The sequence below is a fragment of the Vaccinium witches'-broom phytoplasma str. VAC genome (genome assembly GCF_000309405.1).
Taxonomy (GTDB): Bacteria; Bacillota_I; Bacilli_A; order Acholeplasmatales; family Acholeplasmataceae; genus Phytoplasma.
Genome location: NZ_AKIN01000004.1, coordinates 1 through 13,931, shown reverse-complemented (window position 1 = coordinate 13,931; position 13,931 = coordinate 1). Strand labels below are relative to the sequence as shown.

At 28.0% G+C, this 13,931-nt stretch carries 13 protein-coding genes and 1 tRNA gene; all 14 read right to left on the bottom strand.

Annotated features, from left to right (window positions below; translation table 11 throughout):
* Nucleotides 1-172: 172 nt before the first annotated feature.
* The gene (locus tag RI68_RS00275; RefSeq protein WP_017193291.1) at nt 173-970 is read right to left on the bottom strand and encodes a hypothetical protein; all 798 of its coding nucleotides are present in this window, start codon (nt 968-970) and stop codon (nt 173-175) included.
* A gap of 32 nt (nt 971-1,002) precedes the next feature.
* Nucleotides 1,003-1,794 carry a lysophospholipid acyltransferase family protein gene (locus RI68_RS00270; RefSeq protein ID WP_017193290.1) on the bottom strand — a complete coding sequence of 264 codons (792 nt, stop codon included), beginning with the start codon at nt 1,792-1,794 and terminating at the stop codon, nt 1,003-1,005.
* Entirely contained in the window at nt 1,794-2,285 is a 492-nt protein-coding gene (locus RI68_RS00265) for a dihydrofolate reductase (protein ID WP_017193289.1), read from the bottom strand. Before RI68_RS00265 ends, RI68_RS00270 begins: the two co-directional genes overlap by 1 nt.
* On the bottom strand, nt 2,282-3,148 hold the full coding sequence (locus tag RI68_RS00260; RefSeq protein WP_017192087.1) for a thymidylate synthase: 867 nt from the start codon (nt 3,146-3,148) through the stop codon (nt 2,282-2,284). The genes RI68_RS00265 and RI68_RS00260 overlap by 4 nt, the downstream gene beginning before the upstream one ends.
* Before the next feature lie 212 nt (nt 3,149-3,360).
* Nucleotides 3,361-3,449, bottom strand: a tRNA-Ser gene (locus RI68_RS00255).
* A gap of 62 nt (nt 3,450-3,511) precedes the next feature.
* Entirely contained in the window at nt 3,512-4,699 is a 1,188-nt protein-coding gene (locus RI68_RS00250) for an acetate kinase (protein WP_017193288.1), read from the bottom strand.
* A gap of 415 nt (nt 4,700-5,114) precedes the next feature.
* Nucleotides 5,115-6,644 carry a 2-hydroxycarboxylate transporter family protein gene (locus RI68_RS00245; protein ID WP_017193287.1) on the bottom strand — a complete coding sequence of 510 codons (1,530 nt, stop codon included), beginning with the start codon at nt 6,642-6,644 and terminating at the stop codon, nt 5,115-5,117.
* 135 nt (nt 6,645-6,779) lie between these two features.
* Nucleotides 6,780-7,295, bottom strand: a complete 516-nt coding sequence (locus RI68_RS00240; RefSeq protein ID WP_017193286.1) for a DJ-1/PfpI family protein — start codon at nt 7,293-7,295, stop codon at nt 6,780-6,782.
* A 356-nt stretch (nt 7,296-7,651) separates the two neighbouring features.
* Complete coding sequence (truB, locus tag RI68_RS00235; RefSeq protein WP_017193285.1) at nt 7,652-8,503, bottom strand: tRNA pseudouridine(55) synthase TruB; 852 nt, start codon at nt 8,501-8,503, stop codon at nt 7,652-7,654.
* A 41-nt stretch (nt 8,504-8,544) separates the two neighbouring features.
* The gene (locus RI68_RS00230) at nt 8,545-8,859 is read right to left on the bottom strand and encodes a thioredoxin family protein (RefSeq protein WP_017193284.1); all 315 of its coding nucleotides are present in this window, start codon (nt 8,857-8,859) and stop codon (nt 8,545-8,547) included.
* A gap of 192 nt (nt 8,860-9,051) precedes the next feature.
* Nucleotides 9,052-10,557 carry an ATP-binding cassette domain-containing protein gene (locus RI68_RS00225; protein WP_017193283.1) on the bottom strand — a complete coding sequence of 502 codons (1,506 nt, stop codon included), beginning with the start codon at nt 10,555-10,557 and terminating at the stop codon, nt 9,052-9,054.
* A 211-nt stretch (nt 10,558-10,768) separates the two neighbouring features.
* On the bottom strand, nt 10,769-11,791 hold the full coding sequence (locus RI68_RS00220) for an HD domain-containing protein (RefSeq protein ID WP_017193282.1): 1,023 nt from the start codon (nt 11,789-11,791) through the stop codon (nt 10,769-10,771).
* A gap of 14 nt (nt 11,792-11,805) precedes the next feature.
* Nucleotides 11,806-12,750, bottom strand: a complete 945-nt coding sequence (locus tag RI68_RS00215) for a CCA tRNA nucleotidyltransferase (RefSeq protein ID WP_026071924.1) — start codon at nt 12,748-12,750, stop codon at nt 11,806-11,808.
* A 31-nt stretch (nt 12,751-12,781) separates the two neighbouring features.
* Nucleotides 12,782-13,636: a DegV family protein gene (locus tag RI68_RS00210; RefSeq protein WP_017193280.1), complete on the bottom strand. Its 855-nt coding sequence runs from the start codon at nt 13,634-13,636 to the stop codon at nt 12,782-12,784.
* Between the last annotated feature and the right edge of the window lie 295 nt (nt 13,637-13,931).

Sequence of the window (13,931 nt, the reverse complement as noted above, 5' to 3'; positions counted from 1 at the left end):
TTTCAATTTAATTATACATTAATTATAAAATAAATAAAGAAAATAAAATTTATTTACTTTTCCTCTCTTTTTTTACGACAAAAATAGGTTAATGACGTGATATTTTTTTCACTTTTTAAAGAAGAAAAAAGGAAATAATCTTCTTTTTCAACTAAAATAATCTTTTTTCATGTTAATGAATTTTACTATCATAAAAATGATTAGTTTTTTTTCTTAAAAAATTTAAACAACATAATAAATTGTTTTTTCTTTCGGACTTCTGTCTGTCATAAATCACTTTTTGTTTAAAATGTTGATAAAAATCAGTGATTTTTAGAATTTTTCCATCAGCATCGTATTCTATAAATCTTTGAAGATTATTCTTTAAACTTTGAGGATCGAAAAAATATTTCCAAGAACGCATCAATTGTCCTTCTGAAGTGTATTCTAACACTTGAGAAAGTTGTTCGTTGTCCGGGTGATAAATCTTTTCTTGAATTAAACCTTCGTCCGGAAAATTAATTATTTTACCAATGGTTTTGCCTTGCAGAGAAAAAGTTTCCCCCTCGTATAAAACACCTTTTTTATTGTATTGTCGGATAAAATGTATCTGATCGCTATTTTGATAATTTTCTCTCACAGTTTTTAATTGTCCGTTAGGGTAAAAATTTTTATAAGAAAGAGAAAAAGTACCGTTTTGATGAAATTTACTTTCTTGCAATAAGACGCCTTTTTCGTTATATTGAGCAAAAGTCAAATATGTTTCACCGTTGACGATTTCTGTTTTAATATTATTTTTTTTTCTTTTTTCATCTGGAAAAAAATCTCCCTCTTCTTCTTGATAATGACGAACCTTTTTTACAGAAGACAGATTTTTAGAAACATTTTTACTATTTTTGGATGGGAAAGGAAAATAAGTAATCATGAAAAAGAAAAACATACCCAAAAGAAATATTTTGGTTATTCGTTGAAAAAATAATTTGTTAAACATCAGGCTTGCATGCATACTTTCTATTTTGTTTTTTATAAAGCTGAATTAATAATATCAGCTACTTCTTGACCTATTTGTTTTGTATTTTTGCCTTTATAATCTTCATATTTAATATGAGGGTGAATAATTACTTCGACTTTTTTTCTTTTGAACCAAAATCTCTTTCTCATTTTATAAGCCCCTTTGAGAGTGATAGGAAGAATGTTTGCTTCGCCTTTAACAGCTATTTTATAAGCTCCATCTAAAGTGTTGATGATTTTATCGTTTTTTTTGTTAACAATACCGCCTTCAGGAAAAATAAGCATAGCCAGTTCTTGTTTCACATTTTCAATCGCTTGGTTTAAGTTTTGCGCTGTTGCGCGAGGATTGTCTCTGACTATTTTTAAACAATGAATAGAATTAAAATAATAACTTAAAAACCAGCCCCAACGACCTTTATACAAATCATCTTTAGGCGAGAAAGACATAGTTCTATCAACCGCACAAGCGATGATAAAAGGATCAAAATTAGTTTTATGATTAGAATAAATTACTAAATTCCCTTTATAAGGTATTAACTCTTGGTTATAAACTGTTACTTTAATGCGGAAAAATCTAAGAATTAATTTAGAGATGTTAGCGACAACTTTCTGTTGAAAAGAGTTGTTAATTTTTAACCTTCTGTTGATAAACATCATGATAAAAAGCATCAATAAAACCATAATCCAAGATAAGGCTAAACTAGCGAAAAAACTTAAAAAATAACCTTCTATACCACATTTACAATACACAATAAAGGAAATATAAAAAGTTAAAAAAGATGTGATGAAAAATAAAGTAAACATTATTTAACTTTGCCTTCTTTTTGATAAGTAGCAAAAATCAATTCTTCTTGGATATCTTTTTCTATGAGTTGGTATTGGGTCAAGTCTACGTAAGGAAAAAAAGAATCCCCTTGATACCTTTTTAAAATATGAGTGATATATAAAACATCAGCATAAGGCAAGGATTGAGTATAAATTTGGCTTCCACCTATAATAAAAATATTTTCTTCCGAATTTTGATACTTTTTTAAAAAAGCGATTAAATCGTTAACAATAATTCCGTCTGATAAATTGCCTTGTTTAGAATTGCTAGCGATATAAGCAGTAGCAAAAGGTAAAGGTTTATTGCGGTAATATTGTTTTAAAGAAAGATATGTATTCCACCCCATTAAAACATTTTTTTGGAAAGTTTTTTTTTTAAAAAAAACCAGATCTTTAGGATAATGCCAAGGTAAATTATTTTTATTTCCAATTAAAAAATTAGAATCCAAGGCGGTAATCAAACTAATCATACTGCTACTTCTCCTTTTAAAGATGGATGATAATGATAATTTTCTAATTTAAAATCTTCAAAGCAGAAATCTTCAATGTGTTTTATTTGCAGGTTTAAAAGCATTTGAGGTAGTTTTTTTGGTATACGCTTTCTTTGAATATTGATTTGTTCCAAATGGTTGTGGTAAATATGTGCGTCACCTAAAGTATGAATAAATTCATCAGCTTCTAAACCGGTTACTTGCGCCACCATCATTAATAACAAAGAATATGAAGCGATATTAAAAGGGATGCCTAAAAAAACATCGCCACTACGTTGAAACAATTGTAAAGAAATTTTGCCTTTATTGACATAAAACTGCATTAAGACGTGACAAGGAGGCAAAACCATTTCGTCTACCAAAGGCGGATTCCAAGCTGAAACAATTAAACGACGTGAATTCGGGTTTTTTTTGATTTCTTGAATGGTTTTTTGCAATTGATCTACTCCAGCAAAATCACGCCATTGTTTTCCATAAACAGGCCCTAAATCCCCATGTTTTTTTGCAAATTGAACATCTTTTTTAATTTTATCAATAAATTCTTTCTGACTTTCGCCTTGAAAATCTGGAGATTGACAAAATTTTTGATAAGGCCATTCATTCCAAATATTAACATTATTCAGCGCTAAGTAACGGATGTTAGTATCTCCTTTGATAAACCATAATAATTCATGAATAATAGAACTGAAATGAACTTTTTTAGTGGTAACCAAAGGAAAACCTTCCTCTAATTTAAAACGCATTTGATAACCAAAAATACTTTGAGTAACGAATTTAGTGCGATTTTCGCGCACTTCTCCTTTTTCTAAGATAAAATTGCATAATTCTAAATATTGTTTCATATGAATAAAATTACCTTTTTTTATTTTGAGAAGTATTTTTTTAATATTAAAAAAATTAAATTTTTGGAAATGTATTATTGTTGTCATCTTTTAAAGAAAAGATTTAATCCGATTAAACCTTTTATTTAAAAGTTTTTGTGTTATAAAGTGATAAAAAAAATTAAAAAATAATCAAGAGATATTTTTTAACATTAAAAAAATATTTATTAATTTGGCGGAGGAGAAGGGATTCGAACCCTCGCATCTTTTCAGATCTACGCGCTTTCCAAGCGAGCCTCTTAAACCACTTGAGTACCCCTCCGATAATTTTTACCACTTCAACATTTAAGCAAAGTAAAAGCGGTAAAAAGGTTTTAAAAAAGATTAGTTTTTTTGTTTTAAAGCTACAACATCTCGAGCTATAGCTATTTCTTCGTTAGTAGGGATAACCATTACTTTAACTGAAGATTCAGGCATAGAAATGACTCTTTCTCCTGGCAGATGTTGATCGTTTAAATCTTGGTCTAAATAAATATTTAAAACTTCTAAACGTTGAACAACTTCTCTGCGGAAGAAAGAAGAATTTTCCCCTATTCCAGCTGTAAAAATTAAAGCATCAGCGCCTTTCAGTAAAACATAATAACTAGCGATATAATCAACAACTCTTTTGATTTGAATCTCAAAAGCTAATAAAGCTCTTTTATTATTTTTTTGAATCATGTTTTCTAAATCGCGTCCGTCATTAGAAATTCCTGAAACGCCTAATAAACCGGATTTTTTATTTAATTCATTAATCACTTCTTTAGCTGTTTTATTTTCTTTATCAGCGATAAAAGTGACAATATTAGGATCTACATTGCCGCTACGTGTTCCCATCGGTACACCTTCTAAAGGAGTGAAACCCATGGAAGTATCGACGGATTTGCCATTTTCAATAGCAGTTAAAGAAACGCCGTTACCAGCATGACAAACGATTAATTTTAAGTTAGGTTTTTGGAAAATTTCTTGTGCTTTTTGGGAGATATATTGATAAGAGATGCCGTGAAAACCGTATTTTCTAATTTTATATTTTTGATACCATTCATAAGGCGTTGCATATAAAAAATTTTGTTCTTGCATAGTTTGATGGAAATTAGTGTCAAACACGCCTACTTGTAAAGTTTGTGGCAAAACTTTTTTAAAGACTTTAATGCTTAAAAGGTTAGCAGGATTATGAAGAGGAGCTAAATTGTTTAAACTTTCAACTTGTTTAATGTTTTCCTCTGTTAAAACAACAGAATTTTTAAAATATTCTCCACCTTGAACAATTCTGTGGCCTACTCCATCAATTTCATCTAGCGTTTTGATAAAGTTTTTTTCAATTAAATAATCTAACAACATTTCTACCGCTTGTTTGTGGTCCGAAATAGGAACAATTTGTTCTTGCTTGTGTCCTGGAGTTTTAATTTTAAAAATAGTATTCATATTGCCTATTCTTTCAAATAAACCGTCACAAAGAACTTCTTCATTTTTCATATTTAATAATTGAAATTTTAAAGAAGAACTACCTGCATTAACAGACATGATTTTCATAATATATTTTTCTCCTTTTTATATTTTTTTCTAACATATTAGTTGGAAATATTTTCATCAAAAACTTTTTTAATTGTATTCAAATTATAATTAAATTAAGCAACCTTTTTTATTTTAACATATAAAAAATATTAAAAATGTATTTTTGAAACAAAATTAATCTTTTATTTCCTTAAAATATCTATTATTGAATTGCTTTGGAACAATAAAAACATTTATGTTGCGCAGCGAAAAACTAAAAATAAAATAGATGGATAATTGTTAAATTTATTTTTTATCCCATTAAATGTCTTTTAGAATCAATGATTATAGTTTATCTTTCGCCTTAGAGCGATTATCGTTAAAAAAAAGAAAAAAACTAAACTGTTGTGACAAATAAAACAGTTTAGTTTTGGGATTTTTAAAAATTAATCGACTATAAAATAGATATTGTATAAAAAACAGGATAAAAGATGCTAGCGATAACAACCACTAAATCTCCACCAATACGAGTAGAAATTTGCGCATAAGGCATCAATTCGAAGGAATCTGATGCTTCTAAAATAGCTAAATTACCTACCCCGCCAATACTGTTAGCACAAAGACCGCCAGCAATAGAAGCTTGTACCGGATAATAACCCATTTTGTTTCCGACAATAGCAGACGTTAATGCGGTTGTTAATACAGCTAAAACAGAAACAATGAAAAAGTTAATATTACTTACGTTTTTTATCAATGCGTTAATATCTATCGTTACCCCGATAACGACCAAAATAGAGGAAGATAAGTTATTAGTCACTAATTTAGACGCTTGTTCGATGCTTTTAACGAAACAATCAGAAATAATGTCAAACGCTTTGAAAACTAAAACTAAAACCACTAAGAAAATAATAGTTGGTGGAATGAAATTTTCAACACTTGGCATTAAACATACAAGCAAAGAACGGATTAAAACACTTAAAGCGTATAAAGCGAAAATAGCTACAAAACCAGTTTTGATTTGTTCAAAAGTAATTTTGTTTTCTTCTTTTTTAACTTCTGCCGGATTTGCTTTTGCATTAGAAACAACAGCAGGCAAAACTTCTTTTTCTAACGAACCAGTTGGGCTGTTGAATTTACTTTTACCAAATATTTTTTTAATTAATCCACTAAAAATAACACTTACTATACCGCCAACCAATAAAGCAGTTATTATGTGCGCCGTAAACAATGCTTGAACAGTCGTTCCATCGGCACCGCCTACACTCTCTTTTCCTTGTCTTTGGGAAAAAATAGTGGATAGAGGAATGATGCCGCAAGTCAGACCTCCGCTAGCAATAGGGACGAAAATATAAAATAAAGCATTTAAAGCACCGTTTTTGTCTTGCCCACTACCACCAAGACCATCAATACCACCTATAGGGTTTAAAAACCAACCGGCTATACCGACAAATGTAGCTGAAACAATTAAAGAAATAACTACTAAAGATAAAAATTTAAGACCATTTCTTTTCAACATTTCTTTGTCAATTCCTAAAAGGCTCCCAACCACTAAAGAAGCAACAAACATTTCAGAAAAACCGATAGTACCGTTAAAGATTTTTATATTATCTCTAAAAGCTTGTTGAAACAAATTGAATCGGAATTTATCGTTTAAAAATGTGCAATTATAATTGAAAATAAAAGCAGGCACTAATAAGCTTAAAATAGCTCCACCGCCAATATCTTTTAAAATAGGAGTTTTTTTACCTATTACTTTAAACAATTCAGCTACAACCATAGCAACCAATAAAACACCAATTAAATTGTGCCATTTTATTACGCCTTTGTTAACTGTGTCAACCTTTTCCACGCTAAAAGAAAAACCTAAATAAGCTATGGAAATAGCTAAAATGATTAAAATTAAATAAATAGGGAAACCTAAAATAGTTATTGGTTTTTTAGAACTTGGAGACGAAATATTTTTTTCAGAATTTTGTGTTTGCATCAATATTTTCTATTCTTCTTTCTTAAATTTTTTTATCATTATTTTTTATATTTAATGACTAAAATATTTCAACTTTTTTAGTTGTTTCTAATTAAGACTAAAAATATTTTTAATAATCGTTATTTATAACTATTATTAAACGATTAATTTATCTATCAAATGAGAGACAAAATCAAAAACTGTTGCTGGAGATTGAGAAGTGACAAAATTACCGCTCACAACTGTTGGAATTTCACTTGTATAATTGCCAGTAATATATTTCTCATAACCAGGATAACAAGTAAATTGATGATTTTCTAATAAATTAAGTTTCCCTAAGAAAGATGGCGCTGCACAAATAGATCCAATAATTTTGTTTCTATCGGCAAAATGTTTAATAATATCTAAAATAATTTGTAAGTCACGACCGTTTTCGTCTAATAATTGTTTTACATATGGGCCTCCTGGAAGAATTAAAAAATCATAATTATCATAATTCACTTGATCAATATACATATCTGCTTTAACTTGAAGTTTTTGCGATGAAAAAACATTTAAAGATTCGTTTAATGTCAAAGTAGTAACGTCTAAATTTGTTTTTTTCAACAAAGCCCTCGTTACTAAAGCTTCACAATCTTCAAAACCATTACATAAAACTAATAAACCTTTCATAATTCTTATTCAATCTTAAATATCATTATCTTTTAAAAATAAAAATACTTAATAAAATTGATTCTCCTTTTTTATATAAAGTTGCACAAAAATTTATCTTGTTTACTATTAAATTTTATCATTAATTTATGATTATTTTTATATTTTTTCATTATTAATGAAATTTGGTTAAATTTCTTCTGATGGTAAAATTTATTTTATCTTTGTTTAAAACCGGAAATTAAAACCGGAAAAAGATCTTTTTGAGGTATATTGGTTCTAAGGAAGAAAAAAATATTTGTTTTTAATAATAACAATAAAAAAAGACTTTAATTTATAAAGTCTTTTGGTTATGAAGCAAAAAAAGCTTTTGCTTATTAGAAAAAATATCTAGGACGGTATTTATTTTTTTCAATTGGTTCATAATAAGCGATCCAATTTGCTTTTTGATCTAAAACTACGAAATGTTCATCAGTTATAATCTGTCTTTCGTCTAAATAAACACCGTTTTTCACCAATCTAACTAAATAATCGTTTAAAACAATTTGTTTATGATTTTGAAATAAGATTTTAACATCGTTTAAATCGTCTAAACTAACCTCATCAATTGTTTTAGCGCGTTTCCAATAATAAGAACCAATTTGGGTTCTTGTTAAAGATTGTAAAGAACCGTAAGTATTCATTTTTTCCCCAATATCTCTCGCTAAGCTTCTAATATAGGTTCCTTTAGAAACATTAGTCACGAATTCTATTTGATCGTTTTTTAACGCTGAAACCATCTCTAAATGATATATTTTAACTTTTCTAGGAGCAACATCTATCTCGATGTTTTTCCTGGCTAAATCATATAATTTTTCCCCTTTAACTTTAATAGCGGAATAAAGAGGAGGTTTTTGTAGATATTGTTTTTGATCGAAAAAAAGAAAACTTTCTTGTACCATTTCATTAGTCAAAGGCATTTCTTTTTGAGCGGTTAAAGTACCAGTTATATCTAAAGTGTCGTATTGTTTGTTAAAAACCATACTCCCCTGATAACCTTTATTTAAATTTTCAAACAAAAAAGCTAATTTAGTTGCTCGATTGATTAAAACGATTAAAAGTCCTTTCGCCATAGGATCTAAAATCCCTGTATGACCTGTTTTAGCAAAATTAAATTTTTTTTTAATTTTATAAACGACATCATGTGATGTCATATTAGGTTCTTTATTTATTAAAAAAAATCCATCCATATTTCATTATTAAACACTGCTTTCTTTTTGATCAAAAACAATTATGAATTATTTTCTAAAAAAGATTTTAATTCTTCTGAAGAACAATAGCCTATTCTTCTTTTGATTTCTTTCCTGTTTTTATAAAAAACTAAAGTAGGGAAGGTGTTTACTTTATTTTCTTTCGTTATTTCTGGATGTTGATCAATATCAATTTTAACTAAAGAAATATTTTTATTTTTGGCAAAACATTCATCTAAAACAGGCATTAATTTTTGACAAGGATAACACCAAGAAGCGTAAAAATATACTAAAACTAATTCTTGTTGATTAATTAACTGTTGAAAATCTATTTTTGGAGTATTTTTGTCTGACATTTGTCATAACCTTTCTAAATTATATTCAAAATTATTTTCTAATCGATATCATAAAATGATATTCATCATTATTATAATATATTGTCTCTTTTAAAAAAAATATTTACTCCTCAAAGAAGCATATTGTCTAGATATAAAAAACATTAAAAAAGACCTTTTTAAAAATAAGGTCTAAATAAAAATTTGTTGTAATTATTTATTTGCGATAACATCAATTGGCTTTTTGCGCGATAATGTGTAAATTGGAAGAGCAATAGAAAGGAATGTTAAAACGTAAACAAATAAATATTCCGCTCCTAAAATCCACCAAAATCTAAGCGTTGCCATTATTAAAAAACCTTTAAACCTTGCTTCTATTAACAAATAGAAAGCTAAAATTAATATATTGATGGTTGTTGCGTAAATAAATCCTTCAGATAAGAATATTTTAGAAACTGTTGAACCTCGCGCTCCTAAAGCCCTTAAAGAACCAATTTCTTTCTTTTTCAATTTAATGCTGGTGTTGAAATACATGTATATCAACATAAAGGCAATAAAACTCATAACTATTAAAACAATAATACAACTATGGCGAAAATGATCAAACTGTTCTTTTGCAGCATCATATTCTTGTTCAATCTGACAATTTACACCGTCTTCAATTTGTTTTTTCATTTCAGGGCTCGCATTTTCATAACCTGGAATTTTATTTAAGGCATGTTTATGTAATGTTTCTTTAAAAAAAAGAAAAGTTTGTACAATGGTTGCAAAAATAGTCGCCGTCCAAGCAACAATGAGCGCCGAAAACACTAATAAAACTTTTTTAGTTTTGAAAGCAGAAGCCCCCATTTTAAAAGCTTTTTTCCAAGGAAGTTGACTAGAAACATTTTTAAACATTACTGGTTGTTCTTCTAGAAGAACTTCTTGTGTTGGCGCAAATCCTTCTTTATGAGCGTTTTTAGCTTGATCTTGAATTTGTTGAATCATGTCTTCGTTTAAAACTTGTCCTTTAGTGAACTTAGGTTGTTTAGTTTTAACTAAGTTTCGGTCTTTAGTTAAATCTTCTATAATTTGACCATCTTTTAATTCGATCACACGATCTCCATATTTAAAAGCACTTTCAACATCGTGAGAAATTATAAGAACTAATTTATCTTGTGATAATTTTTTTAAAATATTAAAAATTTGTTCGCCAGTTTTCGAATCCAGGTTCCCCGTTGGTTCATCCGCTAAAATAATCTCCGGATTTTTAACCAAAGCCCGAGCGATGGCTATTCTTTGTTTTTGTCCACCTGATAATTCGCTAATTTTTCTTTCTTCATAACCTAAAAGTTCCATTTCTTTTAATAAGTTATAAATTAGTTTATTGTCCGGTTTTTGACCCTGAAGCTCATTTGCTAAAGCGATATTTTCATAAACATTCATACTTTCTATTAAATTAAATTCTTGGAAAATAAAGCCTAAAACGCCGTTTCGATAGTTGTCTAAATCATTTTGTTTTAATTCTTTTATAGAAAACTTATTAATTAATATATCTCCACTATCACACTTATCAATTCCTCCCAACAAGTTTAAAAGAGTCGATTTCCCTGATCCTGATTTTCCTAAAATAAAGATTAAACCTTTATTAGGCAATCTTAAAGAGACATTATTTAAACCTATTGTAGTTACGCCGGTTTTAGTAACAAAACCCTTATTAATTTTGATTAACTCAAACATTTTTAAATCCTTCTCTTTTTAAAATAAATTGAACTAGTTCTTTTTTAATTTTGTAAAATTGAAAGGTTAAAAGTTTACTAGTTGACTTTTATTTTTTTCAATAATCAATTTATTTTAACACAAAAGAAATCTTTTTTGACAAAAATAAAGCTCCTTGTTTGAAATAAAACACGTCCTTAATTGTAAAAAAAGAAATCTTGGAAGATCTTTCTTATTCTTTATTCTTGTCTTTTGCGTCAAATAAAGGTTTATAAAAATTTCTTTTACCTACAGCTGATAAGGGTTCTGAAAATTCTCCCAATGGAGTTTTTTCTAAAAGTTCTCCCAAAGTGGTTAATTTAGCGTCTATATCGTCTAAATGCCATAATAAAAGCGCTTCGCTAGTTTGAGGTCTTTTAGATGCTCCATATTCTAAAAGTCCGTGATGAGAAATTAATAAGTGTTTTAATAATGTTACTTCTTCTTTATCTTGATAACCTAAATTCAGCGCTTCTTCATGAATGTTGTTAGAACCTAACACTAAATGGCCTAATAAAGAACCTTCTTTTAAATATTTTTTTTGGGAAAAATCGAATTCTTCTATTTTAGCCATATCATGTAAAATAATTCCAGCATACAATAAATCAACGTTTAAAAAAGAATGAATTCGTACGAAAGATTCAGCTGATTTTAACATATTAGTCGTGTGATAACCTAATCCGCCGTAATAATTATGATGCGTTTTTAAAGCTGCCGGCCAAATCAAAAAAGAAGTTTTATTTTTCAAATATAAATTAGTCGTGATTTCTTTTAATATTTTATTTTGAATTTTATCTAAATAAGTTTGAATTATTTCATCCACTAAAGCGAATGAAATAGGAGAACAATTAAAAAAATGCGAATAAAGTTCATAAGTTTGTTGATGATCTAATACATTCTCTATTAAAGTGTAATCTTGACAAATAAAGACCGTATTTTCTTTTTTTTCAACACAAATAACCGTAAAAAGATAAATCTTATCTTTAATGGGAGGAGTATATTGAGGTTCTAATTTAATGTTAACGCATTTTTCTTCAGGTAAAGAAATAGTCGTATTATAGAAGTCTTCTCCTTGGTTGATGCCAGTTACCTTCCCTATTAATTGATATTTTTTACCAATTTTTTGTTCTTTTAAAATATTGCTTTGATTTTTATACATCTTTTTTCCTCTTTTTAATTCATTTATAAAAAAACCTTTATAAGTTAATTTTTCCATACTTTTTGTCTTCACTATTTATTTAAATTTAATTGTTTTTTTATTTGTTGATTTAAAGAAGAATGTTGTTGAGTGTTGTATTCTGATAAGAGATAATGTTGTTTTTGATACCAAAAAGCTATTTGTTGAAATAAGGTTTTTTCTTCTGATTTAAAAGGATAATCATTGATAATTTTTGGTTCCAAAATAAAAGCTAAACTAAAAAATAATTCGTAATTAAGATGGTTTATTTTATGTTCTAAGGCGAAAAGAACAATTTTTTTAAAACTCGTTAGCACTTCAAGAGCGTTATGTTCTCGTAAAGAATGAAACGCTTTGGCAATATTTTTCTGTTTTAAAATTTTTTTCCATTCTTTTAATAAAGTTTGCGGTTTTATTTTTGCCAATAAAACAATATTTTCTTTTAAAACTTTTTGCGTTTCAACTTCCAAATCAAAATTCAATTTAGCTTGTAGATAAAAAATCCTCATCATCCTTAAAGCGTCTTCTGTTAATTTTTGATACGGATCACCTACTGTTCTAATCAGTTTTTTGGCTAAATCCTGCTTTCCGTTAACATAATCGATTATTTCATCATCTTCATTTAATAGTAAGCTATTTATAGTGAAATCGCGTCTCATAAGATCTATTTTAATATCAGAGATAAAAGTTATTTCTGAAGGATAACGATGTGAGAGGTATTTCCCTTCTTTGCGATAAGTAGTGATTTCAAAAGAATGCCCTTCCCAAAAAATTTTTAAAGAACCATATTTCAGACCAGTAGGAACAGAAGGAAATAATTTTTGCACCACAGAAGGATGGGCGTTAGTAGTAATGTCTACATCAGAAAAAGACACATTTAACAATAAATCTCTTATTGCTCCACCAACGATAAAAGCTTCAAAGTGGTTTTTTTTTAAAATTTTTAAAACTTTTTGAGCTGTCTTTATTTTATCTATTTGTTTATGATTAACTTTCATAAAAGTCTCTTTTAGATTATTTTTTTGAATTTTATACATCTTTTAAAATAATCCCTACTCCAACAACATTATTGCCAACATGAGCGCCTAAAGAAGGAGATGAAGGCATTTCTAAAATATCAGTTAAATTTAGTTCTTTTTCTAAAGCGACTTTAAAATCTTTTCTTAATTCAGGGTTTCCAGTAAATGACAAATGCAGAAGATATTTTTTATCTCTAGTATAATCTTTAATTTGGTCAATAATATAATTAAAAGCTTTTTCGGTAGAAAAAGTTTTTTGTATCATCACTATTTGACCTTTGTCATTTAGTTGTAAAATAGGTTTAACCCTAAAAAATCTTCCTAAAAAACCTTTTGTTTTAGTTAAACGACCGTTTTGGATTAATTGAGTTAAAGTATTAACAACAAAAAAAATCGTATTATTGGCTTTTATTTTATCTAAATGTTGAATAATTTCCGGAACAGTAGCTCCTTGTTTAAATAAACGTAGTCCTTCCAGAGCGAAATAACCTTCCGAAAAACCAACTGTATTAGTGTTATAAGGAATCACTTCAATTTCGTCTTTCACTATTTTTTGCGCTTGAACGACACCATTATAAGTACCACTCAATTGGGCAGAAATAGTAGTCACTAAAACCCTTTTATAACCTTTTTGAGCTAATTTTTTAAAATAATTTACCAATTCGCCTACTGAAATTTGAGATGTTTTAGGCACGAATTTCGGATTTTTATTTAAAATTTCGTAAAATTCATAAGCACTTAAATTTTCTCCGTCTATATATTCTTTACCATCGATATAGATTTTAATCCTTATTAAATCAATTTCACCAGCTTCAGAATAATAATCCAAACAACTAGTTGAAGTAGAAACTACTTTTGTATTCATATTTCTTTTTGCCCTTGGCCCTCTAATGTACTTGAAATTTAAACATAAATTGTTTTATATCAACATTATAACAAAAAAAAGATAAAAAACCATGATTTAAGAATCTCTATTAGAAGTGTTGTCCAACAGATAAACCATTATCTTAATGTATGAGCTTTATTTATCAATGATTAGAAACTGTCTAACTTAACGAACTTTTTAAAAACTATTTTGGCCCTTTTTTAATTAATAAAAAAAATGATTCAATTTATCCCAAAAATAACAAAAATATATTATAATTTAGTTAGTTAATTAT